The sequence below is a fragment of the Phenylobacterium sp. genome (assembly GCF_030680185.1).
Lineage (GTDB): Bacteria > Pseudomonadota > Alphaproteobacteria > Caulobacterales > Caulobacteraceae > Phenylobacterium.
Map to the genome: position 1 here is coordinate 25,230 of NZ_JAUXVZ010000020.1, position 25,313 is coordinate 50,542.

The window sequence follows — 25,313 nt, forward strand, 5'->3', positions numbered from 1 at the left end:
GGGTCTAAGCGCTGCGCCAGTACTGATAGCGCCACAGCGGCGTGAAGCCGGCGCGGGCATAGAGGGCGCGGGCCGGCGCATTGCCCTCCTCCACCTGCAGGAAGATCTGCGTCGCGCCCTGGACCTGGGCGGCCTGGGCGAGGCGGGCCATGACCTGTCCCGCCAGACCCTCCCCCCGGCGGGCGCGGCGGGTGCGCATGCCGTGCAGACTGGCCCAGCCCTCGGCAAGGCTGAGCGCGCCGACCGCGTGGGTCCCCTCTGGGTCGCGGACGGCGGCGAACACCGCGCCGGGCGACTTCGACAGCACGGCCACCCGGTGGGCGCCGTCCTGCGGATCAAACCCCTCGCCCAGAAACACCGACGCCCAGTCTTCGTCCGGCGCCTCAAGTTGCGTCGCGCCGGCAGGCTCGGCGAACCCGGCCACCAGATCGAGATCAGCGGCCATCACCATCGTAGGCTGCTGCGGCGCATAGCCCCGATCCGCCAGCGCCTCGGCCACGCTGGCCAGGCCCTCAACATCCGGCAGCCGGAACACCGGCGACATGCCCTTGGCGCGATAGGCCGCCTCGATGCGGGCGATTAGGCTCTCGTCGCGGACCAGGGTGTGGGCGAGCGGCGCGGCGCTGTGGGCGCGGCCGATGGAGCCTGGCCGCAAGCCCAGGATCCAGGGCCCGATCACCTCGAAACAGTCATGGGCGACGGTGGCGATGGTGGCGCGCTCAATCGCCTCGATCTGCGCCGGAGTTGGCGACGAAAGGCTCACCCCTTGTCGCGCAGCAGGCGGGCCTTATCGCGGGCCCAGTCCCGTTCCGCCGAGGTTTCGCGCTTGTCGTGCAGCTTCTTGCCCTTGGCCAAGGCGATCTCAAGCTTGGCCAGGCCCTTGTCGTTCCAATAGAGCTTGGTGGGCACGATGGTGCGCCCTTCCCGCTGGACGGCGCCGATCAGGCGGTCGATCTGCTTGCGATGGAGCAGCAGTTTCCGGGGCCGGCGGGGCTCATGGTTGAAGTGGCTGGCCTTGGCGTAGGGCGGAATGTCGGCGTTGATCAGCACGATGTCGCGCCCCTCCACCGCCGCATAGGATTCCGCGATATTGGCCTTGCCGGCGCGCAGGGACTTCACCTCGCTGCCCGTCAGGGCCAGGCCCGCCTCCATGGCGTCGTCGAGGAAGTAGTCGAATCGCGCCCGCCGGTTTTCGGCGATGGGTTTTCCAGCCATGACCAGCGCCTAGACGATCCCGGCGTCGTGCAGGGCCGCCAGGACTTCCTTGCGCGCGGCGTCAGAGGCCGGCGCGATCGGCAGCCGCGCCTCCTCCGAGCAGAGCCCCAGATGTGCCAGGGCGAACTTGGTGGGCGCAGGCGAGGCGTCGGTGAACAGCGCCTTGTGCAGACGGATCAGCCGGTCCTGCCAATAGAGGGCGGTCTTCCAGTCGCCGCTCAGGGCTGCGTTGTAGAAGGTGGAAATCAGATCCGGCGCCACATTGACGCTGACCGAGATGGAGCCGTGGCCCCCGTGGGCCATGTAGCCCAGCGCGCTGGGATCATCGCCCGACAGCATCACCCAGTCCTGGCCGCACAGCAGACGCTGCATGGTCGGACGGGTCATGTCGCCGGTGGCGTCCTTGACGCCGACGATGTTGGGCAGGCGCGACAGACGGCCCAGGGTGTCGTTGGAGATGTCCACCCCGGTGCGCGAGGGCACGTTGTAGACGATCACCGGCAACTGCACGGCCTCGTTGATCGCCGCATAGTGGGCGTACATGCCCTCCTGGCTGGGGCGATTATAGTAGGGCGTCACCACCATGGCCGCGTCGGCGCCGACGGCCTTGGCGTGCTTGACCAGTTCGATGGCCTCGCGGGTCGAGTTGGACCCGGCGCCGGCGATCACCGGCACGCGGCCGGCCGCGGTGCGAATGCACAGATCGACCACCCGGCGGTGCTCGTCATGGGAAAGGGTCGCGGTCTCGCCGGTGGTGCCGACGGGCACCAGGCCGTGGACCCCGCCGCTGATCTGGCGCTCGATGAGCGCCACAAAGGCGTCCTCATCCACCGCGCCGTCCCGGAAAGGGGTCACCAGGGCCGGCATCACGCCCCTGAATAATGGTTCGGACATTGTCTGCAAAAAGCCGTGAAAGCGCCGCATGCTGTTGCGGCCTATGATGTTGCGCGGACAATATGTCCGGCGCGGCCATGCCCGCAACCGCCCTGTCATCCGATAGGGTGAGACCTGGAGAGTTCCTGCTTGTACGTCCTTGCGCCAAAGACCCTTCTGACCGCCGCGGCCCTGTTCCTCGTGGTCGGCGTCCCTCAGGCGCAAACCCCACCGGCCTCGGCCCAGGACCCCTTCCCCAAGCCCATCGAGCTCGAGGCGGTGCGACGCGCGCCGCAGGCCCCCCTTTCGGCCAGCGAGAATCAGCTGCTGCGCCAGGCGCTGACCGCCGCGCGGCGCAGCGATGTGGCCGCAACGCGCAGCCTGATCGGCGCCATGTCCGACCCCATCGCCCGCAAGATCGCCACCTGGGCGCTGGTGGATGTGGCCGGCGAATCGGTCGGCTTCTTCGAGGCTGACCAAGCCCGTCGCGACCTGGCCGACTGGCCCCGCAGCGCCGGGCGCCAGGAGACCGCCGAAAAGCTGCTGGCGACCTCTGGCCTCTCGCCGCAGCAGACCATCGCCTGGTTCGGCGGCGAACAGCCCGTCACCGCCCGCGGCGCCATCGCTCTGGCCAACGCCCAGATCGCCGCCGGCCAGGAGGCAGAAGCCACCGCCCTGATCCGCCGCTACTGGCGTGACGAGGTGTTCGAAGCCGATGTCCAGGCCTCGATGCTGGCTCAGTTCGGCCGCTACCTGCGGCCCGAGGATCATGTCCGCCGGGCCGACCGACTGCTCTACGGGCCGCAAGGCCCCGCCGCCCAGGCCATGCTGGGTCTGCTGCCGGCTGACGAGCGGGCCATCGCGCAGGCGCGCATCGCCCTGCGCTCTGGCTCGGCAGGGGCCGAGGCCCAGCTGGCCGCCCTGACGCCGATCCAGGCGGCCCACCCCGGGATCGCCTTCGAGCGGGCGGCCTATCTGCGCGGCCGCGGCCAGGAGTCCCGCGCCTATGACGTTCTGACCCCCCTGCCCCCGGAGCATGCTCAGCTGAGCACCGCGGCCAGCCGCGTCTGGCGGGAACGCTATCCGATGACCCTGGCGGCCCTGCGGAGCGGCGACTATCGCAACGCCTATCGCGCCTCGGCCAATACCGGCCTGACCGTGGGGGCCTCGGCGGCCGAAGCCGAATTCTACGCCGGCTGGATCGCGCTTCGCCGGCTGAACAACGCCGAGCTGGCCGACCGGCACTTCGCCGCCATCGCCGAGATCGGTTCTTCGCCCATCACCCGGGGCCGCGCCCTCTACTGGCGGGGCCGGGCGCATGAGGCCATGGGGGACGCGGCCGGCGCCCAGAGCTTCTATCGCGCGGCCAGCGAGCACAACACGACCTTCTACGGCCAGCTGGCCGGCGAGAAGGTGGGCGACGGGACCATGACCCTGCCGCCGGAGCCCGAGATCACCGAGTTCGACCGCGCCCGCTTCGAGGGTCGCGACGTAGTGCGCGCCGCGCGGCGCCTGCAGGAGATCGGCGAGGCCGGCCTGTTCCGCACCTTCGCCCTGCACCTGAAGGACACCGTGCCCAACGCCGCCGAGCAGGCCCTGATCGTCGATATGGCCCGCGGCTATGGCGACCAGACCGGCTCGATGCTGGTGGTGCGCGGCGCCGCCACCCTGGGCCACGTCCTGCCCCTGCGCGGCTATCCGCAGCGCACGCCGCCCCAGGTGTCGAATGCGCCGGAGCTTGCGCTGACCATGAGCATCACCCGCCAGGAGAGCGGATTTGATCCCCTGATCCGTTCGCCCGCCGGCGCCCGGGGCATGATGCAGGTGATGCCGGGCACGGCCCAGATCGTGGCCCGCCAGATCGGCCTCTCATACTCGGCCAACATGCTGGATGATCCCGACTACAATATGCAGCTGGGTCAGACCTATATCGCCCAGATGCTCCGGCAGTTCAGCGGCTCCTATCCCCTGGCCATCGCCGCCTATAACGCCGGTCCGGGGCGGCCCTCCCAGTGGATCGGCTTCTGCGGCGATCCCCGCGGCGCCGGCACCGACCCTATCGACTTCGTCGAATGCATCCCGTTCTCCGAGACGCGCAACTATGTGATGCGGGTGATGGAGGGCGCGCAGGTCTATCGGGCGCGGCAGAACAACGGCACGGCCAAGATCACGCTCTCGCAGGATCTCGCCCGGGGCGGCTACGGCTATTCCACCGCCCAGGCGACCGGGGCCCAATAGCCAGCCTCCTCGGTCCTAATCGATCGTAATGCCGGCCAGCAGGCCTTCGATGGTCACGTGGATCAGGTCGTCCACCGGCTGCCAGGGGAAGTTGGGGCGCGAGAGGCGCAGGGCCACCACCCCGTGGCAGGCGGCCCAGAGCGCCTGGCTGGCGCTGTCGGCGTCCCCCAGGCGCAAGCGGCCCTCGGCGGCGATTTCGCGGACCACGCCGCTGAACGAGTCGTAGCAGCCGGCCCCCAGTTCCGAAGCCGCGTCGGACCCCTGGGGCAAGGGCCGCACCGCCGAAAACACCAGCTGATAGGCGTTGGGATGCTCGAACCCCCAACGCATATAGGCGTCGAGCATCATGCGGGTGCGGCTGACCGCGTCGAGCGGGCGCTCGGCGATCTGATTGTTGCGATCCAGAAGCTCCTGCATGGCTCCCTGGCAAATCTCCAGCAGGATGCAGGCCTTGTCCTGGAAATGCATGTAGAGCGCCGTGGACGACACCCCCACCTCGTCGGCGATCCGGCGAATGGTCGCGCCCTCATAGCCCTCGGCTACGAAGATACGCTCGGCCGCCTCAAGAATCTCAGCCCGACGCAGATGGCCGTCGCCCTTGGCTTTACGCGCCGAGCGACGCCGTGTGGTGCTGACGCCTACCAAACCCAAATCCCCCTCAAATACACCTGAACACCGGAAACCAATTTCGACCACCTGACAACCCCGGGCTGGATTATCCAGATTTTTCAGCCGTCAGGCGCCATACCGGACCCTATAGGATTTCATCCCCTGGCGCCGTGGGCGGCTTTTTCGTAAGCGAAGCCCATGACTTCATCCCGCCCCACCGTCGCCGAGACCCCCGGCGTGATGCGCACCACCGGCTGGGCCGACTATGCCCTGCTGGATTCCGGGGATGGCAGGAAGCTGGAGCGCTACGGCCCTTACACCGTGGTGCGCCCCGAGCCCCAGTGCCTGTGGACCCCGCGCCTGGACGCTGCGACCTGGGCCAGGGCCGATGCGGTGTTCGATCCCAGCGACGAGGAGGACGCCGGCCGCTGGCGTTTCCAGGGCAAGCTGCAGGACTCCTGGCCCATGTCGTGGCGCCAGGCGAGGTTCAACGCCCGCTTCACCGCCTTCCGTCACCTGGCCTTCTTTCCGGAGCAGGCGGCCAACTGGGAATGGCTGGAGGCGCGCATCCGTAGCGACGCCCAGGCCGCGGCCGAGCCGCCCCGCGTCCTCAACCTGTTCGGCTATACTGGCGTGGCCAGCCTGGTCTGCGCCTCGGCCGGGGCGGCGGTGACCCATGTGGACGCCTCCAAGAAGGCTATCGCCTGGGCGCGGGAAAACGCCGAGCTGTCGGGGCTGGCGGACCGGCCGATCCGCTGGATCTGCGAGGACGCCCGCCGCTATGTGCAGCGCGAGGTCCGCCGGGGCTCGCGCTATGAGGGGATCATTCTGGATCCGCCGAAGTACGGCCGCGGCCCCACGGGCGAGGTCTGGCGGCTGTTCGAGGATCTGCCGGAGCTTTCGGCCCTATGCGCCGAACTTCTCTCGGAAAAAGCCTCCTTCCTTATACTGAATGCTTATGCGGCCAGGATTTCCGGCGCGGCCCTAGCGGGCCTGCTGTCCGAGCGCTTGGCGACACGCGGTGGGACCATCGAATGGGGCGAGCTGGCGCTGTCGGAGCAGTCCGGCGAGCGGGAGATCGGCCTATCCTTCTACGCCCGGTGGGCCTCGTGAGCGGGCGGACCGTCACCTCCCTGACCAATCCCACGGTCAAGGCCGTCCGCGCCCTTCACCAGCGCAAGACTCGGGATGAGACCGGCCTGTTTGTGGCCGAGGGCCTGAAGAACGTCACCGAGGGCGTGGAGACGGGCCACGCGCCGGAGATCCTGCTCTTTGGACGCGAGGCCGCCGACCATCCCCTGCTGCGCGCCGCAGCCCAGGCGACCGACAGGGCCGGCGGCGAGGTCATCGAGGTGACCCAGGACATCCTCGCCAAGGTCTCCCGGCGGGATAATCCCCAGGCGGTGGTGGGCGTCTTCCGCCAGGTCTTCACCCCCCTCACCTCGCTGGAGCCCCGGACCGCCAAGGCCTGGGTCGCCCTGCACCGGGTGCGCGATCCGGGCAATCTGGGGACCATCATCCGCACCGCCGACGCCGCCGGCTGCGGCGCGGTCGTGCTGGTGGGGGAATGCTGCGATCCCTATTCGGTGGAGGCGGTTCGGGCGACCATGGGCTCGATCTTCGCCGTGCCCATCGTCCTCGCCACCGAAGCCGAGTTCGCCGCCTGGCGCCGCGACTGGCCAGGCTCAGTGGTCGGCACCCTTCTGAGCGCCGAGGTCGACCATCGCAGCGCAGGCTACGTCCACCCGGCCCTGATCCTGATGGGCAATGAGCAGCAGGGCCTGCCGCCGGACATGGCCGCGCTCTGCGACGTCAACGTCAAGATCCCCATGCGCGGCCGGGCCGATAGCCTGAACCTGTCAGTGGCCACCGGCGTGATGATCTACGCCGCAAGCTAGCTCCGCGGCTTGGTCCGGGTGGTCGGGTCGGCGACGGACGGATCTTCCGGCCAGGGATGGCGGGGAAAGCGGCCGCGCATATCGGCCCGCACATCGCGCCAGGAGCCGCGCCAGAAGCCCGGCAGGTCCTGGGTCAACTGGATCGGCCGCCGGGCCGGCGACAGCAGCGCCAGCGTCAAAGGCCGCCCGGCCACCATCGGGTGCTCGTTCAACCCGAACACCTCCTGCACGCGGATATCCACTCGCGGGCCGCCCTCGGCCTCATAGTCGATCTGCGCCCGGTTGCCTGTCGGCGCCGTCCAATGGGTGGGAAGCTCCGCCTCCAGCCGTCGCTGAAGGTCCCAGGGCACAAGGCTGCGCAGGGCGCCGTCCAGCAGGTCGGGCGTCAGGTCGGCGAGCCCGCGAAGGCCGTGCAGCAGTGGCGTCAGCCAGTCGTCGAGCTGCGCCACGAGCGCCTGATCCGACAGATCCGGCCAGGTCTGCGCATCTGTTTCGCGCAGGAAGGCGACGCGCTTGCGAAGCGCTGTCGCCGCCGTCCCCCAGCGCAGGGCGCCCAGCCCCTCCCGCCGCAGGCGCGCGGCCAGGGCTTGGGCCACCACCTCAGCCGGCGGATTGTCATCGAGGCTTTCGTGCAGGGCGAGCCGGCCTAGCCGCGTCAGGCGGCGCACGCGGATCCGGCCACCGGGGCTTTCCTCGACACGATCCTCGGTCTCCAGGATGGGGGCGAAGGCTTCGAGGATTTCGTCCTGCGTCAGGGGCGCGGCCAGCAGGATACGATCTCTGCGATCCCCGCCGCCCAGTTCGGCCACCGCCAGCCAGGGCTCGCGGGCCAGCACGTCGCCGGGCTCGATGAAGGCGCCGCGGCCAGTGGCCAGCTGGAACTCCCCCAAGGGCCCCCGCGCCTTGGCCACCCGCTCGGGATAGGCGAGCGCCAGCATCTGGCCGTCGCTGAGCGGCGCGCCCTTGCCCGCCCTGGTCCCTCGGACCCAGCGGTCGGCCAGGGCGCGGGCGTCCCGGGCGCGGGGGGAGCCGTCGCGGTCGAAGGCCTCAAGCCGGTGGGTCAGATGGGCTTCGCGGCCGCCCAGACTGCGCTCGGTGACCAGGGCGGCGATGCGCGCCGCCCGCAGCGCCTGGCCATGCTCGGCGGCCCGCAGGACCATATGCGCCAATCGCGGCGGCAGGGGCATGTCGGCCAAGGCCTCGCCGTGCGGGGTCAGCACGCCAGCCGCATCCACCGCCTCCAACCGGCGCAGCAGGGCCTGGGCCTCCGCCAGGGCGGCCTTTGGCGGCGGATCGAGAAAGGCCAGATCATCGGCCGACTTCGCCCCCCAGCGGGCCATGTCCAGGGCCAGACCCGACAGGTCGGCGTCGAGGATTTCCGGATCGGCGAAGGCCGGCAGGGCGCGGGTTTCGGCCTCGTCCCACAGGCGGTAGCAGACGCCGGGCGCCGTCCGGCCGGCCCGCCCGCGCCGCTGGTCGGCGGCGGCACGGCTGACCCGCACCGTGGCCAGCCGCGTCAGGCCGCTGGCGGGATCGAAGCGCGGCACACGAGCCTGACCGCCATCGATCACCACCCGGACGTCTTCCAGCGTCAGGCTGGTCTCGGCGATGGAGGTGGCCAGGACGACCTTGCGCACTCCCGGCGGGGGCGCCGCTACGGCCCGGTCCTGGGCCTTGGGATCGAGAGCGCCATAGAGGGGCGTGACCAGCACGTCGTCGCGCCGCAGCCGCTCCCCCAGTCTCTGGGCGGTGCGCAGGATCTCGCCCTGGCCCGGCAGGAAGACCAGGACCCCGCCGGTCTCCTCGGCCAGGGCGCGCTCGATGGCCCGGACCACAGCGTCCTCCAGACGCAGGGGCTCGCTGCGGCCGAGATAGCGGGTCTCCACCGGAAAGGTCCGTCCCAGGCTCTCAATCACCGGAGCGCCGGCCATAAGCCGCGCCACAGCCGCCCCATCCAGGGTGGCCGACATCACCAGCAGGCGCAGATCGTCGCGCAGCAGGCCTTGCGCATCCAGCGCCAGGGCCAGGCCCAGGTCGGCGTCCAGGCTGCGCTCGTGAAACTCATCGAAGATCACGCAGGCCACCCCCGACAGGCCGGGGTCGGCCAGGATCATCCGGGTGAAGACGCCTTCGGTGACCACCTCGATGCGGGTGCGGGCGGAGACCTTGGACTGCATGCGCACGCGAAAGCCGACCGTCTCGCCCACGGCCTCGCCAAGCGTCGCGGCCATGCGTTCGGCGGCGGCCCGGGCCGCCAGGCGCCGCGGCTCCAGCATGATGATGCGGCCGCCGTCGAGCCAGGGCGCCTCCAGCAGGGAGAGCGGGGTGACCGTGGTCTTGCCGGCGCCCGGCGGGGCGACCAGCACGGCGCGGGTCCCCGTCGCCAGGGCGTCGTTCACCGCGCCCAGGACGTCATGGATCGGCAGCATGGCGCTCAAGGATACGACCCTTGGTGATCCGCTCAGCTGATCAGCTGGGGGAAGAGGCCAAAGAGCAGGATCAGGAACACCGCGATGGGGCAGAGCCAGGCGATCAGGAAGCGCCAGACGGGCAGCAGCGGGCCGCCGCCCAGGCCGGTCTCGCCGTCCACCAGCTTGCGGTCGGCGATCCAGCCGATGAACACCGCGGTGATCAGTCCCGACAACGGCAGCAGGATCTTGCCGGTCACCCCGTCAAAGGCGTCGAACCAGTTGGCGTTCTCGAAGCCGGGCAGGAAGGCCAGCGGCCGGTGATCGGCCCAGACATTGAACGACAACACCGAGATCATCCCGATCACGAAGAGGCTGGCGCCCAGCAGGCTCGCCACCACCACCCGGCTGGCCTTGAACCGCTCCACGAAATAGGCCGTCGAGATCTCCAGCAGCGACACCGAAGAGGTCAAGGCGGCGAACAGGGCCAGGAGGAAGAAGGCCAGTCCCACCAGGGCGCCGCCCGGCATGCTGTGGAACGCTGCCGGCAGGGTCTGGAACATGAGCGTCGGGCCAGCGTCCGGCGTCAGGCCGACGCTGAACACGATGGGAAAGATCGCCAGGCCGGCAATGATGGCGACCGCGGTGTCGGCGGCCGAGATGAAACCCGAGGTCTGGCCGAGATTGGTGTCGCGCGACGCATAGGCGCCATAGGCGATCATGGCCCCGCCCCCAAGGCTCAAGGAAAAGAAGGCCTGACCCAGGGCCGAGTTCAGCACCTGGGGCTGAAGGGCGCGACTGAAGTCCGGGGTGAACAGGAAGGCCACGGCGGCGGCGAAGTCACCGCTGATCCCGGCATAGATGGTGATCGCCACCAGCAGCACGAAGAAGGCCGGCATCAGCCAGGTGGCCGCCACCTCGATGCCGCCCTTCACCCCGCGGGCGACCACGAAGGTCGTGGCGGCGGCGAACAGAAGATGGGTCAGGCTCATCTGCAGCGGATTGGCGAACAGGGCCGGCATCTGCCCCCTCACCTCCTCGACACTCAGATTGGAATAGGCGCCCGCGAAGGGCTGACCCGCCATGATCGTGCGAGCGACGTCGGCGCCCGATGTGCCGACATAATAGAGCACCCAGCCGGCGACCACGCTGTAGAAGGTGAGGATCACATAGTTGGCGATCATGCCGATCACCGCCAGCCCGGCCCAGGCGCTGCTGGCCTTGGATTGCCGGGCCAGCAGAACGGCGCTCGCCACGGTCGAGCGCTGGCCATGGCGACCGATCAGGGTTTCGGCCAGAAGCAGCGGCGCGCCGATGAGGGCCACGCAAAGAATATAGATTAAGACGAATGCCCCGCCGCCATTGGCGCCGGCCTCGGAAGGGAAGCGCCAGAGATTGCCGAGGCCCACGGCCGAGCCGACGGCGGCCAGCACGAAGGCCGCCTTGGATGACCAGTGGGGCTGACCGGCGGTGGCAAGGTTGGCGACCATGAGGATTTCCCGCGGTTAGACACGTCCGTGGGACGCCGAAACCGCGACCTTGGCCAGCGTCGGACGAACAATCAAGCCGGGGCGCCCGAAGGCCGCCGGAACCGGGGGTCGCCTTCCCCGGCCCCGGCGGCCTCGCCTGGGGCCTATTGCGCCGCGCCCACGGTCTTCTCGTGGTAGCGCGAGTGCCAGTAGGCGTAGCCGAAATAGACCACGATCCCGATCGCCAGCCACACCACCAGCCGCACGAAGGTCGCCGCCGGCAGGCTGGAGATCAGATAGAGGCAGGCCAGCATGCCGCCCGGCGCCACCAGCCACACCAGCGGAGTCTTGAAGGCCCGCGGCAGGTCCGGCCGCGTGACCCGCAGATAGAGCACTGCGCCGCAAATCATCGAGAAGGCCAGCAGGGTGCCGACCGACACCAGCTCGCCCAGCAGGCCGATGGGAAACAGCCCGGCCATGAGGCCGGCGAAAATGGCCGTGAGCGCGGTGCCGGCCCAGGGGGTGCGCCGCTTGGGATGCACCTTGGAGAAGATCGGCGGCAACAGGCCGTCGCGGGACATGGCGTAGAAAATCCGCGACTGGCCATAGAGCAGCGCCATGATCGTCGAGGCGAGGCCCACCGTGGCGCCGATGGTCACCACCGGCTTCAGCCAGGCGAGCTGCGGTCCGACATTGTCCACCGCCACATAGACCGGGGCCGGCACGTTCAGGGTCGTGTAGGGCGCAAGGCCGGTGATCACCAGGCTCATCAGGATGTAGAGCACGGTGCAGATGGCCAGGGAGGCGAGGATGCCGATGGGCAGCGTCCGCTGGGGGTTCTTCGTCTCCTGCGCCGCCGTCGAGATGGTCTCGAAGCCGATATAGGCGAAGAAGATCACCCCGGCCGCGGCGAATATCCCGCCCAGCCCGTACTTCGACGCCCCGGTGATCGGGTCCGTGGTTTCGGCGGGAATGAAGGGCTGCCAGTTGGCCGGGTTCACATAGAGGAATCCGAAGATGATCACGAGCAGCACCACCGAGACCTTCAGAAGCACGATGGCGTTGTTGAACACCGCCGATTCCGTGATGCCGGCGATCAGCACCGCCGCCGTGATCCCAATGACGGCCATGGCCGGAACATTGAGGATGGCGCCGGTGGCGACCAGCTGGTGAGCGTCGTTCACGAGATAGGGCGCCTGGCTCCAGGCCGCCGGTATCAGCACGCCAAAGTCCGCCATCATGCCCACGAAATAGCCTGACCAGCCGACGGCGACGGTCGCCCCGGCGAACAGGTATTCGACGATCAGGTCCCAGGCGATGATCCAGGCGAAAAACTCGCCGACGGTGGCGTAGGCGTAGGTGTAGGCCGATCCCGCCACCGGAATGGTCGAGGCCAGCTCCGCATAGCAAAGCGCCGCCAGGGCGCAGACTAGCCCGGCGATGATGAATGAGATGGTGATGGCGGGTCCTGCATGGGCCTCGGCCGCCTGGCCGGTCAGGACGAATATGCCGGCCCCGATGACCGACCCGATGCCAAGCGCGGTCAGACTGACCGGCCCGAGGCTTCGTTTTAGCGTGTGCTCCCCCTGTTCCGCCGCCTGGGCGAGAAGCACTTCAATGGGCTTTTTTGCGAATATCTTCACCGCAGGACGCGTCCCAACGGGCGTAGCACAACGCCGCCCGAATGGCCGAACCAATGCACGGCCCGCAGAGTCCGGCAATCGCTCTCAAGCGAGGCCCTTTTCCCCGCCGCGGGAAACATGAACAATGCTCCGAAATGCGGAGGCCAACGCCCTTGAACCCATCGGAACCGCCCATCCGCGCCCTGATCGCGCCGGTGACGCCGCTCGCGCAGAACTGCACCATCGTCTGGTGCGCCAGGACGAAGAAGGCGGCGATCATCGATCCCGGCGGCGAGGTCCCTCGCCTGCTCCAAGCGCTCAAGGATCACGACCTGACGTTGGAGAAAATCTGGATCACCCACGGGCACCTGGATCATGCCGGCGGAACCGCCGCGTTGAAGGCCGCCACCGGCGTCCCCATCGAGGGTCCCCATCGCGACGACGCCTTCTGGATCGAACAGATGGACGCAGACGGCGCCCGCTGGGGCATGCCCGAGGCCCGCTCCTTCACGCCCGATCGCTGGCTGGAGAACGGCGATGTGGTGCAGCTCGGCGAGACCGAGTTCGAGGTCTATCACTGTCCGGGCCATACCCCGGGCCATGTAGTGTTCTTCCACCGTCAGGCGCGCTTCGCCCAGGTCGGCGACGTGCTGTTTCAGGGCTCCATCGGCCGCACGGACTTCCCCCGTGGCAGTCATCAGGACCTGATCGACGCCATCACCGGCAAGCTCTGGCCGCTGGGCGACGATGTGCGCTTTGTCTGCGGCCATGGACCGATGTCCAGCTTCGGCGCCGAACGCCAGACCAATCCCTTCGTCGCCGATCAGGTCCTGGCGCGCTGAAACCACGCATGCGCCTTTTACAGGCGTGAAATCTGACGGTTACCCCGGAGGGCGAAAATGGCTCGCATGCAGACAACGCTCACCGACGCGCCCGGCCCCACCGCGCGGATCCTGATGGTCGATGACGACCCCGGCATCCGCGACGTGGTCTCCGATTTCCTCGGCCGCCATGGCTATTCGGTGACCACCGCCGGCGATGCGCGTGAGATGGAGCAGGCGCTGGAGCGCGAGCCCGTCGACCTGATCGTGCTGGACGTCATGCTGCCGGGAGAGGATGGCCTGGCCATCTGCCGCCGTCTGGCCGTGGGCGAGGCCCCGCCGATCATCATGCTCTCGGCCATGGGCGAGGACACCGACCGGATCGTCGGCCTGGAGCTGGGCGCCGACGACTATCTTTCCAAGCCCTGCAATCCACGCGAACTCCTGGCTCGCATCCGCGCCATCCTGCGCCGGGCCGAACAGCGGGGGTCGGGCGATGACCTGGGCGCGGCCTGTGAATTCGCCGGCTGGCGGCTCGATCTGGTCCGGCGCGAACTGCGCTCGCCGCAGGGGGTGGTGGTGAACCTGTCCAGCGGGGAGTTCTCCCTGCTGCGCGCCTTTGTCGAGCGGCCCCAGCGGGTGCTGACCCGCGATCAGCTCCTGGACTTCGCCCGCGGGCCGACCTCCGACGCCTTCGACCGGGCGATCGACGTGCAGATCAGCCGCCTGCGCCGAAAGCTTGACGACGGCGGGGGCCACGACCTGATCCGCACCCTCCGCAACGAAGGCTATATGTTCACCCCGCGGGTGAAGCGTCCGTGAGCCGAGCCAGCCGCCCCACGGCGTCTCTGTTTGTCCAGGTCCTGATGCTGGTGGGGGTCAGCCTGATCACCGCCCAGGCGATCAGCGTCTTCCTGCTGTTCAACCTGCCGCCGCCGGTGCCGGACTTCTACCGCTTCTCGGAGATCGCCGCCGCCCTGCAGGGTCGCCCGGGCGAGCTGATCGAACGGCGCGATCTTCAGTTCCACCTCGCCGACGCCCCGCCTGAAGGCCAGTCGACCGCCGAAAGCATGATGTGGGCGAGAGACAAGCTCGCCGAGGACCTGGGCGTGGCGCCCAGCGCCATCGTCATCGCCAAGACCTACCGCCTGCCCATCTCCGACCGCCGTGTCTTTCGCATCGTCCGCGACCGGATGGAGCGCGCCGGCGGCGAAGGCGTCGAAGACCGGTTCCTGGTGGCGCCGTTCGAGATCGCCATGCAGCGGCCGGACGGCCGGTGGGCCGTGGTGCGACCTCAGCGCGGCCTGGGGCTGAATGTCTGGCAACAGCGGGTCATGCTCTGGTTCCTGCTGTCGGCCCTGGTCATGGCGCCGATCGCCTGGATGTTCGCCCGGCGCCTGTCGAAGCCGTTCCGTCTGTTCGCCGAGGCCGCCGAGCGTCTGGGCCGCGATCCGGAGGCTCCGCCGCTCACCATCCGCGGCTCGGCCGAAATCGCCGTCGCCGCCCGGGCCTTCAACCAGATGCAGGAGCGCCTGCGCCGCTATGTTCAGGACCGCACCGCCATGGTCGGCGCCATCGCCCACGACCTGCGCACCCCCCTGACGCGCCTGCGCTTCCGGATCGAGAACGCGCCGGAAGACCAGCGGGCCAAGATGGCGTCGGACATCGACCAGATGGAGGCCATGGTCGCCGCCACCTTGGGTTTCGTCCGCGACGCCACCCGTCCTGGCCAGCGCACCAAGCTGGAACTGGCCTCACTGGTGGAAAGCGTCTGCGATGAAATGGCCGAGACGGGCGCAGCCATCGAGGTCGAGCGGGCCGAGAAGGTGGTCATCGAGGGCGATCCCGTGGCCTTGCGCCGGCTGGTCACCAATCTCGTGGAAAACGCGGTCAAGTTCGGTGATCGGGGCCGGGCGCGGGTGATCACCGGCGAGCGCGCCGTCATCATCGAGATCGACGACGAAGGCCCCGGCATTCCCGAAGCCGAGATCGAGCGGGTCTTCGAGCCCTTCTACCGCCGCGAGCCCTCCCGCAGCCGCGGCACCGGCGGGATTGGCCTCGGCCTGGCCGTCGTGCGCTCCATCGCCCGCAGCCACGGGGGCGATGTGACCATGGTCAACCGCCCCGGCGGCGGACTGACGGCGCGGGTGACTTTGCCCGGTTAGCGGAAGGCGCGGGACGGGGCGCAGCCGGCGGGTTACCGGGATGCCTCTGTAAAAATTCCGAGATTCGGCGACGCAACCTCAGATGCGATTCGCGGGTTGCTAGAGCGGAGCCTTACGCGGCCCTCCGGATCCGGAGCGTCGGGCGAGAGTTCCGACGCCGCCTGCAAGGAGTGACCCTGATGAGCATTGCCGACCAAACCCCCCCCCGCGCCCGTCGCGGCTTCGCCGCCATGAACCCTGAGCGCCGTCGAGAAATCGCGCGCAAGGGTGGCGCCAGCGTGCCCGGCGAGAAGCGCAGCTTCGCCAAAGACCGTGATCTGGCCGCCTCGGCCGGACGGAAGGGCGGCGAGGCGTCGCGCGGAGGCGGTCGCCGCGAAACCGACGAAACGCCGGAATCCTGAACGCGGCGAGGTTCAGGCCCTGAGCCTGAACCGCCCAGCCGAGGCTGAACATCCTGAAGCGCGCCAGAGGTGATTGGGGCCACTCGCCTCCCGCGCGTTTCAGGCGCTCAGCAGAAAAATCCCAAATGCCGGCTCTGGACTGATCCAACGCCGCTCCATTCGCCATCCGGCCTTAGCCGCCAGAGCTTCCAGCCGCTCTGGCGTGAATTTGTGCGAGTTCTCCGTGTGGATGGTCTCGCCGGCGGCGAAATCGAAGCGGCGACCGGCGACCTGCACGCTCTGGGCCTTGCTGGACACCAGATGCATTTCAATCCGGGCCTGATCGGCGTTCCAGAGCGCGCGATGTGAGAAGGCGGAAAGGTCGAAGTCGGCGGCCAGCTCGCGGTTCATCCGCACCAGCAGGTTCAGATTGAATGCCGCCGTCACCCCTTGCGCATCGTCATAGGCCGCCACCAGGACGTCTTCGCCCTTGACCAGGTCGGCGCCCACCAGGAAGCGCGCGCCGTCCCCTAGCAGGTGGCGCGCATTGACCAGGAACTCCACGGCCTCCTCCGGCGTCAGATTGCCGATGGTCGAGCCGGGGAAGAACCCCACTGCCGGGCGCCCCTGGGCCTGGGCCGGCAGGTCCAGAGCCGTGGTGAAATCGTCCGCCAGGGGCGCGACAGCCAGGCTCGGATAGTCGGCCGAGAGGCTGGCCACGGCCTCATCCAGGGCGCTGGGGCTGATATCGATGGGGGTGTAGACCGCCACCTGCGGGGCGTGGTCGAGGATTTCGCGAGTCTTGAGGCTGGCGCCGCTGCCGAACTCCACAAGGACGGCGTCGGGCGGGATAAAAGCGGCCACCTCGGCGGCGACGTCCTTGAGCAGGGCGAGCTCTGTGCGCGTCGGATAGTATTCCGGCAGCCCGCAGATATCCTCAAACAGCCGCGAGCCCTCGGCGTCATAGAAGTACTTCGGCGATATCGCCTTCTGCCGCCGCGCCAGCCCCGAGAGGACATCGGCCTCGAACGCGCTGCGGCGACGCGCAGGCTTGGGCGCGGCGCCATCCTTGGCCAGGCGCAGCCCGGAGAACATCCACCGCTGATGCGGGTGGAAGAAGTTGCGGTAGGTGGCCCGCACATGGCCGGCCGGCGTCACGCAGGCCCCGCCGCGTAGCACCATCTGGCCGCTCATGAACTTGCCATTGTACTCGCCCACCGCGCCTTCGGCCGGGGCGAAGCCGGGATAGGGGCCATAGGCGCTGCGGGTCCATTCCCAGAGATCGCCGAACATCTGGCGCAGGCCAGATCCGCTGGCGGCGCTCGGCGCCGGCGTCGCCCGGTCGAGGAAGTTGCCCCGCCGGGGAAGCTGGGCCGCGGCGTGCTCCCACTCGGCTTCGGTGGGCAACCTCGCGCCCGCCCAGGTGGCGAAGGCGTCGGCCTCGAAATAGCTGAGATGGGCCACCGGCAGGTGCGGGTCGACAGGACGCAGGCCCTGCAGGCTCATGGCGCTCCAACCGGTGCCGGCCTCGGCCTCCTGCCAGTAGAAGGGCGCACGCCACCCCTCGGCCTGGACCCGGGCCCAGCCGTCGGACAGCCAGAGTTCCGCGCGCTCATAGCCCCCGTCGGCCATGAAGCTCAGCCATTCGCCGTTGGTCACCAGACGGTCGGCCAGGCTGTAGGGCGCCAGATAGGTCTTGTGGCGCGGCCCCTCATTGTCGAAGGCGAAGCCCGGCCCGTGATGGCCGACCTCGACCAGACCGCCCTCGAAGCTCTGAAATCCAAGGGGACCAGGATCTGCGGCCAGGCCCGTGACCGCGCTGCGGCCATAGGCGGGCTTCAGCGGCGACTGGGCGAACAGGTGCAGGACGTCCATCAGGATCAACTCCTGATGCTGTTCCTCATGGGCGAGGCCCAGATCGAACAGGTCCGCGAAGTCCGACGCGCCAGACAGCAGCAGGCGAGTCATCGCCTCGTCCACATGGGCGCGATAGGCCATCACCCGCTCCTGGGAGGGGCGGGTCAGAAGACCCCGCTGAGGTCGTGGCTGACGGGGTCCCAGAGCCTCGTAATAGGAGTTGAACAGGAAGCCGAACCGCTCGTCGAAGACGCGATAGGCCGGCAGATGAGGCGTCAGCAGGAAGGTCTCGAAAAACCAGGTGGTGTGGGCCAGATGCCATTTGGTCGGGCTGGCGTCGGGCATGGACTGGGCCAGCTGGTCTTCCGGGGAAAGGTCGCGGACCAGATGCTCGGTTCGCGCCCGGGCGGCCAAGTACCGTTCCAGTCGCGCATGAGCTGGCGCGTCCTGGGCCGCGAAGGTCATGGTTGCGTCGTCCGAAGGCGCCATTCCACCCCTCCCCATCCCGGTTCCGCAAAGCCAGCCGGCCGCGCGCCTTCGCCAATGCGAAGGTTCAAGGACGAACGCCGATCGGGCGCGCCCTGTTCCCTTAGGTTGGTCCTCGGCCCCCCTGGCGCAACCCGGAACGGAAGACTCCCGGCCACGTTTGGGGGATTGGCCGGGCGGCCGATCGCCCACCAAGGTCGACCCTTAAGGAGTAGGTGTGTCGAGCGAAGGCTCCCAGATGACGCGCGACGGATGGCGGGACGCCGTGGTGGCGATGATCCCGGCCTTGCGCGCCTTCGGCTGGTCTCTGACCCACAATGGATCGGACGCTGACGATCTGGTGCAGGACACCCTGATCAAGGCCTGGTCCAACCGCGACAAGTTCGAGCCGGGGACCAATCTGCGCGCCTGGCTCTTCACCATTCTGCGCAACACCTACTACACCCAGATCGCCCGCCGACGCCGCGAGGTGCGCGACGAGGATGGCGACTACGCCAAGCAGCTGAAAACGCCGCCAAGTCAGGACTGGAGCGTCGCCATGCAGGATTTGCAGGCCGGCCTCGCCCAGCTTCCCGATGAACATCGCGAGGCGCTGATCCTGGTGGGCGCGGCGGGGCTCAGCTACGAAGAGGCGGCCGAAATCTGCGGCTGCGCCGTCGGCACCATCAAGAGCCGGGTGAACCGGGCGCGCAATCGACTGGTCAAGATCATGGAGGACACCGAGTCCTCGGACCCGGCCCCGGGCCCCCCAGACGCGGTCAGGTCCCGCTAGCAACTTGCAGCGGCGGCGGCGCCAGATCGCTCTCGGTATCGCCATCCAGCTGGTCGACCACGGACATGATGGAGTCCGGCACAGGTCGTGACTGAAGCTGCTGGAACATGGCGGACAGCTGTTGGGTCAGGTCATCCTTCGCCGGGCGCAGGTCGGCCGACATATCGAAACTCCAGTAAGAGGTCCGCAGATTTTCCATGAGGAAGGTTAATGCAGCCTGTCTGACGGAACGAGTCCCAGCGCGCAGGGGTTGAACGGGACCATCCAAGGAGACCCCATGGCCGAACACCCCAAGCCGCCCGCCTCCTCCACCGAACGCACCAGCGACACGCCTGGCCAGACCCGCCCGGGCGCCCAGGCCTTCGGCATCGGCGCCGAGGAGTCGCGGCCCGAGTCCAGCGGCATCGTCGATGAGCACAAGGCCTATGTGAAGAAGATCGGCCATCCCACCGCCCCTGAAACCGACCTCGGCGAACCGGCGGAGGAGATGCCCGACCCCACTGAAAATCCCTGATCTGAAGTGCGTGCTGGAACCTGCGCCACGGCGCGGGCCTTATCTGCGGCATGATCCAAGCTGACGCCGCAGGCGGCTTCCAAGGCGGCCTGACGTCGCTGCTGCAAGACCATCCAGAGCAGGCCGGCCTGGTCATCGGCCTGCTGGTCTTCGCCGAGAGCCTGGCCTTCGTCGGCTTCTTCGTTCCCTCGACGCCCATGCTCCTGGCCATCGGCGCGATGCTGGGCGCGGGCCTGCTGGAGCCAGGCCCTCTGCTGCTCTACGCCATCCTCGGCGCGGTGCTCGGCGACGCCGTCTCTTATGAGCTCGGCCGTTGGATGGGCCCGTCGGCCCTGCGCCATCGGATGCTCAAGCGCCGTCGTCGCGCTATCGCCCGCGCGCGCCTGTTCATCCGCAAGGCCGGGATGCTGACCATGGTGATCGGCCGATTCACCGGCCCCATACGCTCACTGGTTCCGCTAGCCGCCGGCATGCTGAAAATGCGTCGCACCCAGTTCCAGATCGCCAATCTGATCGGCGCAGTCCTGTGGATTCCCGTGATGCTCGCGCCGGGCTATCTGGCCGCACAGGGCCTGAGCCTGCTGCCAGAAGGGATGCTGGAGCCGGTGCTGGCGGGCCTCGCCATCGCCGCCATGGGCCTGCTGTTCTGGAAGTGGCGCAAGCGCCGGGCGACCTCAGGCTGAGACCGTCACCATTTCGTTGATCTTGGCGGCCAGCTCCTCCAGGCGGAACGGCTTGGCCACCATCGACATGTTGGCGCCCAGGAAGTCGGCGCGGATCGTCGCGTTTTCCGCATAGCCGGTGATGAACAGGATCGGCAGATCCGGTCGGTGCGCGCGGGCGACCTCGGCGAGTTCTCGGCCATTCATCCCTGGCAGGCCGACATCCGAGATCAGAAGATCGAACGGCGTCGGCGAGGCCAGGATGGGGATCGCAGCGTGGGGCTCGGCCGCCTCGACGGGGAAGTAGCCCAGCTCCTGGAGCACTTCGCGGACCAGCAGACGAACAGCCGGATCGTCCTCGACCACAAGCACGCGCTGGCCGTCGCCATGCGGGGCGATAGTCTCCGGCGCGGCCTCGGCGGCCGCCTCGTCCGCCGTGGCGGGCAGCAAAAGCTCGATGCGAGTCCCCGCCCCTGGCCGGCTGTCGATGCGCACATGGCCACCGCTCTGGCGGGCGAAGCCATAGACCATGGAAAGCCCGAGACCCGTCCCCTGCCCCAGCGGCTTGGTGGTGAAGAAGGGATCGAAGACCTTCTCCACCAACTCCGGCGTCATGCCGACCCCGGTGTCGGAGACCGTGATCATCACATAGGCGCCGGGCTCCAATCCCGGGTGCTGCACGGTTTCGGCTTCGTCCAGACGCACAGCGCCCGTGCCGATGGTCAGGACGCCACCGTCGGGCATGGCGTCGCGCGCGTTGATCGCCAGGTTCAGAAGGGCGCTTTCGAGCTGGTTGACGTCGACGATGGCCCGCGGAACGTCCGGGTCGAGGGCGAACTGGAGCTGAATGCGTTCGTCGACCGAACCCCGGATCAACTCGTTGAGCGACGCCGCCAGGCTGTTGATGTCGGTGGGCTTGGGGTCCAGGGACTGGCGGCGCGAAAAGGCCAGCAGGCGCTGGGTGAGCGCCGCCGCGCGGCTGGCCGAAGCGGTCGCCGCATCCATGAACCGATCGAGATCATCGAGCCGATTGGAGGCGATCCGCCGCCGCATGATGTCCAGCGAGCCGATCACGCCCGTGAGCATGTTGTTGAAATCGTGGGCGATCCCGCCGGTCAGCTGCCCCACCGCCTCCATCTTCTGGCTCTGACGGAGTGCGGCCTCGGCCAGGGCGCGCTGCGCCACCTCCTCCTGAAGCTCGGCCGTCCGCTCCTGCACCTTCAGTTCGAGAGCCTCGTGGCTCTGGGCCAGCAGCGCCATCTGGTCGCGCAGGGCGAACTGCCGCCTGCGACTGCGCAGGGCCACGTCGATGGCGCTCAGCAGGGACCGCTGTCCCAAGGGGCGTTCGAGCAGGATCGCATTGGTGATGTCGGCGAGCAGTCGTCCAGCCTGGCCATCGGCCGGCCGGCCGCTGGGGCGCGGCGAGGTGAGCAGGAGGACAGGGAGGTCCGACCAGCCTGGCTGGACCGCCAGGACCTGGCTCAGAGCCCCCTGGGCCACCAGACCTTCTTCCGTCACCAGAACGGCGCCGGTGCTTTCGTCGACCGCGGCGGCCAAGCTTGGGAGATTGGCGAACACGCGGGCTTCGAACCCGCCGCGGCGCAGCAGGTCGGCGATCGTCTCACCGTCGCGGCCGTAGGGGGCGCAGACGAGGATCGGATTCAGGTCACTCACGTCCCTAGGTTTCACCCCTTGGTTCCATCAAAGGGCCGGCCGCTCCGGCATACTCCGGGGTCCCGGTCATCACCCCTCTGAAGGTGGTCAAGGGCTCACCGACCCGGATCCCTTGAGCATCAATGCGCAATTCGCGAATTGTGTCCTCGTGGGTCCCGCCCCGGTTCTTGATGATCGAGATCGCCTTGCGGATGCGCCCCTCGGCTTCAAAGAAGCGGATCAGCACCACGGCGTCGGCGATGTAGGAGATATTCAGGACGCCGGTGGTCATACTGCCCACCAGCCCGGCCTGGGGATTGATCAGGAAGGTCGTCACCCCCTGCTGGTTCAAGTACGAGAGCAACTCGTGCATTTGCAGGATCAGCTGTTGTTCCTGCGGCATGGCCGTCACGTAGCCGCTCAGGCTATCGATAACCAGAATGCGCACGGCCCGCTCTTCGACCTCGCGCCGCACCATCCAGGCGAACTGTCCCGGTGAAATTTCGGCGGGATCGATCTGGCTGATCGTCAGGGCGCCGCTGTCGATATGCTTCTGAAGATCGAAGCCCAAGGCCCTGGCGCGGACGAGCAAGGTGCCGACGCGCTCGTCGAACTCGAACAGGGCCGCGCTCTCGCCACGCTCGCAGGCGGCGTAGATGTATTGAAGCGTCAGGGTCGTCTTGCCGCCGCCAGCCGGTCCGGTGACCAGGGTGGTCGTTCCCCGGAGCGGCCCGCCCGCCAGCAGGCGGTCCAGTTCGGGCACGCCGCTCGGCGTCGGGTCGCCGGCGAAGGGCGCATGGTGATTGGCCGCGATCAGCCTAGGATAGACTTCGAGCCCGCCTGTGCGAATGGCGAAGTCGTGGTAGCCGGCTACGAAGTCGACCCCGCGCAGTTTCTGGACCTGCAGGCGGCGTCGCGCCGCGCCGAATTCCAACGTCAGCCGCTCCAGGCTCAGCACGCCGTGACAGAGACTATGGAGGTGCGCGTCCCGCTGCCCGTTCTCGCCGGTGAGATCATCGACGAGGAGGACGGTGATGCGCCGGCCGGCGAAGAACTGCTTCAAGGCCAGCACCTGCCGCCGATAGCGCAGCGGATCCTGCGCCAGGAGGCGCATCTCCGACAGGCTGTCGAAGACGATGCGGGCGGGTTGGACCTCGTCCACCTTTTCCTGGATCAGCCGGACAGTGCCGCCGAGTTCCATCTCCCAGGGGTGCAGGACCGATTGCTCTCGTCCCTCGCCGAGCACTTCGCTGGCTGAGGCGAGTTCAAAGAGATCGATACCGTCCAGGCTCCAGCCATGGGACTCCGCCACCGCCTGCAATTCCTCGGCGGTTTCGGACAGGGTGACATAGAGCACGCGCTCACCGCCGCGCACCCCTTCAAGGAGGTACCGCAGGGCCAGGGTGGTCTTGCCCGAGCCCGGCGCGCCTTCCAGAAGATAGACCCGGTTGGCGGGCAACCCGCCCCGCAGAACACCGTCGAGCCCGATGCTGCCGGTGGAAATCCGCACCGGCTCGCCCGGCTTGTCCTCAGTCATGTGGCCCTCTCAAGACCGGTTGGCCGCGCCAGTCGGCTCATCGACCGCTTCGGCGTCGAGAAACGCCGCACGACATGCAGGTTCCTCGGCCCTCACCCGTTCTGCAACGCAAAGCCAAGCTGAAGCGTTGCCGAGTTTCGCGGGCGTTCCGGCGCCAAGCAATACCTTCCAGGGCCGCCCAGGACCCGTGATCGGAAGATGTCGATTGAGGAGGGTGGCGGTGACGGAGGGATTCGAACCCTCGATACCCTTTCAGGTATGACGATTTAGCAAACCGTTGCCTTCAGCCACTCGGCCACGTCACCATTGATTTGAACCGGGTTGTCTCCCGGCCTTCCGATGGTCGCCAGTCCAGCCTTGAGCAGCGACGATCTCGAAGGACGGTCTCCATAGCCGAAACCCGGGGGCCGGGGCAACGGCTCAAAGCCGCGCCCGGCGAAAGAGCCGCGGGTCAGCGCCGGTTAACCTGTCGATCAGGGGCGGCGCCCCATACTGGGCAGGACTTTACGACCCCCGCGTACAGAATGACCCGCGTACAGAATGTCCAACCTGGTCCGTCTCCCTCAGGCTTCGCCTAAAGCCCCCCGCCCCTCGCCGGCTGACCACGCGCCAGAGGCCGAGGCTGAGGCGAAGTTCGCCCTGGGGCTGGAGCAGGGTCTGGAGGGCGCCCTGCCCCCGGCGGAGTCGGCGCCCGTCCAGGACCGCCGCGGCCCAATGCGGCCAGATCGGCTGAGCCCCACCCGCAGGCGATTGCAGGGCCAGGCCTATGCCTGGGCCTTCCAGGCCGCAGACGGGGCCTGTCTTCTGGTCATCGCCCTGGTGGCCTTTCTCGTGGGGCCAGGCCCGGCCGGGGTCTACGCCACACCCGCCCTCGCGGTGATGATCGCCCTCAGCCTGTTCGACGCCTATGGCTTCCGCAGCCGTCAGGGTCTGGCCTACCATCTCGCCCAGACCTCGGTGGCCGCCGCTCTGGGGGTGCTGACCGCCGTGGCCCTGCTGGCCGCCTTCCTGCCCCTGCATGCCGTGGTGGCGGCCCTGGGCTCGTGGACCGTCGCGGCCTTTCTCAGCATCTACGCCTTGCATGCGGTCTGGTGGCTGATGGTCCGGCGCTGGCGGGGGGAAGGTCGGCTGACGCCCAATGTGGTCGTCGTCGGCGCCACGCCTGCGGCAGAGCGGCTGATCGGCGAGGCGATCCGGTCCGGCGACGTCAATGTCCTGGGAATCTTCGACGACCGGCTGGCCCGCGTGCCCAGCGCCCTGCGCGGCGTGCCGGTTCTGGGCGACACCCAGGCCCTGCTCGACCACCGCATCATGCCCTATGTGGATCGGGTGATCGTCGCGGTGCCCACCGGCGCCCGGGACCGGGTGCGGCAGGTGATCGAGGCTCTTCGCCCGCTGCCCAACGAAATCAGCCTGCTGCTGGAGGACGAGATCGCGCCGGTGGACGCTGTCGCCGTGCGGGGGACGCAGAGCGTCAGCGACCTGCCGCTGGCGCGCATCGCCGGGCCGCCGCGCCACCTGGGCCGGGCGATCACCAAGCGCAGCCTGGATCTGACCATCGGCGTCGTGGCGATGATCGCCGCCCTGCCGATCATGGCGCTGATCGCATTGGCCATCCGGCTCGACAGCCCCGGCCCGATCCTGTTCCGCCAGCGCCGCCAGGGCTTCAACAACGAAGAAATCGTGGTCTGGAAGTTCCGCTCCATGCGCCACGACCTCGCCGACGCCAGAGCCCGCCAGCAGGTGCAGGCCGATGACGTGCGGGTCACCCGGGTGGGCCGCTTCATCCGCCGCACCAGCCTCGACGAGCTGCCGCAGATCTTCAATGTGCTCACCGGCGAGATGTCCCTGGTCGGACCGCGTCCCCACGCCATCGGCATGATGACCGGCGATGTGGAATCGGCCCGGCTGGTGGCCGAATACGCCCACCGCCACCGGATGAAGCCCGGGATCACGGGATGGGCCGCCATCCACGGCTCCCGCGGACCGGTGGACACCCCGGCCGACGTCCGCCGACGCATCCAGCTGGACATCGAATACATCGAGCGCCAATCGGTCTGGCTCGACCTCTACATCATCGCCATGACCATCCCCTGCCTCTTCGGGGATCGGCAGGCCGTGCGCTAGGGGACAG

At 68.6% G+C, this 25,313-nt stretch carries 22 protein-coding genes and 1 tRNA gene; 11 read left to right on the forward strand and 12 right to left on the reverse strand.

What is annotated here, in order from left to right:
* Positions 1-4: 4 nt before the first annotated feature.
* From Q8L83_RS03755 to dapA, 3 genes are read right to left on the reverse strand one after another with little or no spacing between them, the layout of a single operon-like run.
* Positions 5-763, reverse strand: coding sequence for a GNAT family N-acetyltransferase (locus tag Q8L83_RS03755; RefSeq protein WP_305284805.1), 759 nt, complete (start codon positions 761-763; stop codon positions 5-7).
* Positions 760-1,215: an SsrA-binding protein SmpB gene (gene smpB / locus Q8L83_RS03760; RefSeq protein WP_293316850.1), complete on the reverse strand. Its 456-nt coding sequence runs from the start codon at positions 1,213-1,215 to the stop codon at positions 760-762. The genes Q8L83_RS03755 and smpB overlap by 4 nt, the downstream gene beginning before the upstream one ends.
* 9 nt (positions 1,216-1,224) lie before the next feature.
* A complete protein-coding gene (dapA, locus tag Q8L83_RS03765) occupies positions 1,225-2,109 on the reverse strand; it encodes a 4-hydroxy-tetrahydrodipicolinate synthase (RefSeq protein ID WP_305284806.1) in 885 nt (294 codons plus the stop codon).
* 129 nt (positions 2,110-2,238) lie between these two features.
* Between dapA and Q8L83_RS03770 the strand changes: the two genes are divergently transcribed.
* Positions 2,239-4,326 carry a lytic transglycosylase domain-containing protein gene (locus Q8L83_RS03770; RefSeq protein WP_305284808.1) on the forward strand — a complete coding sequence of 696 codons (2,088 nt, stop codon included), beginning with the start codon at positions 2,239-2,241 and terminating at the stop codon, positions 4,324-4,326.
* Positions 4,327-4,341: 15 nt separating this feature from the next.
* Here Q8L83_RS03770 and Q8L83_RS03775 read toward each other — a convergent pair whose 3' ends face one another.
* On the reverse strand, positions 4,342-4,977 hold the full coding sequence (locus Q8L83_RS03775) for a TetR/AcrR family transcriptional regulator (protein ID WP_305284809.1): 636 nt from the start codon (positions 4,975-4,977) through the stop codon (positions 4,342-4,344).
* A 156-nt stretch (positions 4,978-5,133) separates the two neighbouring features.
* Between Q8L83_RS03775 and Q8L83_RS03780 the strand changes: the two genes are divergently transcribed.
* Complete coding sequence (locus tag Q8L83_RS03780; RefSeq protein ID WP_305284811.1) at positions 5,134-6,048, forward strand: class I SAM-dependent methyltransferase; 915 nt, start codon at positions 5,134-5,136, stop codon at positions 6,046-6,048.
* On the forward strand, positions 6,045-6,833 hold the full coding sequence (locus tag Q8L83_RS03785; protein ID WP_305284812.1) for an RNA methyltransferase: 789 nt from the start codon (positions 6,045-6,047) through the stop codon (positions 6,831-6,833). Before Q8L83_RS03780 ends, Q8L83_RS03785 begins: the two co-directional genes overlap by 4 nt.
* On the opposite strand, the gene hrpB is transcribed toward Q8L83_RS03785, so the two are convergent.
* From hrpB to Q8L83_RS03800, 3 genes are all read right to left on the reverse strand, one after another.
* Positions 6,830-9,262, reverse strand: a complete 2,433-nt coding sequence (hrpB, locus tag Q8L83_RS03790) for an ATP-dependent helicase HrpB (protein WP_305284873.1) — start codon at positions 9,260-9,262, stop codon at positions 6,830-6,832. The genes Q8L83_RS03785 and hrpB overlap by 4 nt on opposite strands.
* A gap of 32 nt (positions 9,263-9,294) precedes the next feature.
* A complete protein-coding gene (locus tag Q8L83_RS03795) occupies positions 9,295-10,731 on the reverse strand; it encodes a sodium-dependent transporter (protein ID WP_305284813.1) in 1,437 nt (478 codons plus the stop codon).
* A gap of 143 nt (positions 10,732-10,874) precedes the next feature.
* The gene (locus Q8L83_RS03800) at positions 10,875-12,323 is read right to left on the reverse strand and encodes an amino acid permease (RefSeq protein WP_305284814.1); all 1,449 of its coding nucleotides are present in this window, start codon (positions 12,321-12,323) and stop codon (positions 10,875-10,877) included.
* Between the two features lie 182 nt (positions 12,324-12,505).
* Here Q8L83_RS03800 and Q8L83_RS03805 point away from each other — a divergent pair, with 182 nt between their 5' ends.
* The 4 genes from Q8L83_RS03805 to Q8L83_RS03820 all read left to right on the forward strand — a co-directional run bounded on the left by Q8L83_RS03805 (position 12,506) and on the right by Q8L83_RS03820 (position 15,719).
* The gene (locus Q8L83_RS03805; RefSeq protein WP_305284815.1) at positions 12,506-13,174 is read left to right on the forward strand and encodes an MBL fold metallo-hydrolase; all 669 of its coding nucleotides are present in this window, start codon (positions 12,506-12,508) and stop codon (positions 13,172-13,174) included.
* A 57-nt stretch (positions 13,175-13,231) separates the two neighbouring features.
* The gene (locus tag Q8L83_RS03810) at positions 13,232-13,975 is read left to right on the forward strand and encodes a response regulator (protein WP_305284817.1); all 744 of its coding nucleotides are present in this window, start codon (positions 13,232-13,234) and stop codon (positions 13,973-13,975) included.
* Complete coding sequence (locus Q8L83_RS03815; protein ID WP_305284818.1) at positions 13,972-15,318, forward strand: ATP-binding protein; 1,347 nt, start codon at positions 13,972-13,974, stop codon at positions 15,316-15,318. The genes Q8L83_RS03810 and Q8L83_RS03815 overlap by 4 nt, the downstream gene beginning before the upstream one ends.
* Before the next feature lie 179 nt (positions 15,319-15,497).
* Positions 15,498-15,719, forward strand: a complete 222-nt coding sequence (locus Q8L83_RS03820; RefSeq protein ID WP_305284819.1) for a general stress protein — start codon at positions 15,498-15,500, stop codon at positions 15,717-15,719.
* Between the two features lie 99 nt (positions 15,720-15,818).
* Here Q8L83_RS03820 and egtB read toward each other — a convergent pair whose 3' ends face one another.
* Positions 15,819-18,044: an ergothioneine biosynthesis protein EgtB gene (gene egtB, locus Q8L83_RS03825; RefSeq protein WP_305284820.1), complete on the reverse strand. Its 2,226-nt coding sequence runs from the start codon at positions 18,042-18,044 to the stop codon at positions 15,819-15,821.
* Between the two features lie 235 nt (positions 18,045-18,279).
* Between egtB and Q8L83_RS03830 the strand changes: the two genes are divergently transcribed.
* Positions 18,280-18,813: a sigma-70 family RNA polymerase sigma factor gene (locus Q8L83_RS03830; protein ID WP_305284822.1), complete on the forward strand. Its 534-nt coding sequence runs from the start codon at positions 18,280-18,282 to the stop codon at positions 18,811-18,813.
* Here the strand turns inward: Q8L83_RS03830 and Q8L83_RS03835 are convergent.
* Positions 18,800-18,976, reverse strand: a complete 177-nt coding sequence (locus Q8L83_RS03835) for a hypothetical protein (RefSeq protein WP_305284823.1) — start codon at positions 18,974-18,976, stop codon at positions 18,800-18,802. The genes Q8L83_RS03830 and Q8L83_RS03835 overlap by 14 nt on opposite strands.
* 114 nt (positions 18,977-19,090) lie before the next feature.
* Between Q8L83_RS03835 and Q8L83_RS03840 the strand changes: the two genes are divergently transcribed.
* Both Q8L83_RS03840 and Q8L83_RS03845 read left to right on the forward strand, forming a co-directional pair.
* Positions 19,091-19,327 (forward strand): hypothetical protein, encoded by a 237-nt coding sequence (locus tag Q8L83_RS03840; RefSeq protein WP_305284825.1) that lies wholly within the window; start codon positions 19,091-19,093, stop codon positions 19,325-19,327.
* Between the two features lie 50 nt (positions 19,328-19,377).
* A complete protein-coding gene (locus Q8L83_RS03845; RefSeq protein ID WP_305284826.1) occupies positions 19,378-20,010 on the forward strand; it encodes a DedA family protein in 633 nt (210 codons plus the stop codon).
* Here the strand turns inward: Q8L83_RS03845 and Q8L83_RS03850 are convergent.
* The 3 genes from Q8L83_RS03850 to Q8L83_RS03860 form a co-directional block, all read right to left on the reverse strand.
* Positions 20,002-21,663 carry an ATP-binding protein gene (locus Q8L83_RS03850; protein WP_305284827.1) on the reverse strand — a complete coding sequence of 554 codons (1,662 nt, stop codon included), beginning with the start codon at positions 21,661-21,663 and terminating at the stop codon, positions 20,002-20,004. The genes Q8L83_RS03845 and Q8L83_RS03850 overlap by 9 nt on opposite strands.
* Positions 21,664-21,667: 4 nt before the next feature.
* Positions 21,668-23,179, reverse strand: a complete 1,512-nt coding sequence (locus Q8L83_RS03855) for an ATPase domain-containing protein (protein ID WP_305284828.1) — start codon at positions 23,177-23,179, stop codon at positions 21,668-21,670.
* Positions 23,180-23,394: 215 nt separating this feature from the next.
* Positions 23,395-23,484: transfer RNA gene (locus tag Q8L83_RS03860), tRNA-Ser, on the reverse strand.
* Positions 23,485-23,719: 235 nt separating this feature from the next.
* On the opposite strand from Q8L83_RS03860, the gene Q8L83_RS03865 reads away from it, so the two are divergent.
* Positions 23,720-25,306, forward strand: a complete 1,587-nt coding sequence (locus tag Q8L83_RS03865) for an exopolysaccharide biosynthesis polyprenyl glycosylphosphotransferase (protein ID WP_305284829.1) — start codon at positions 23,720-23,722, stop codon at positions 25,304-25,306.
* Positions 25,307-25,313 lie beyond the last annotated feature (7 nt).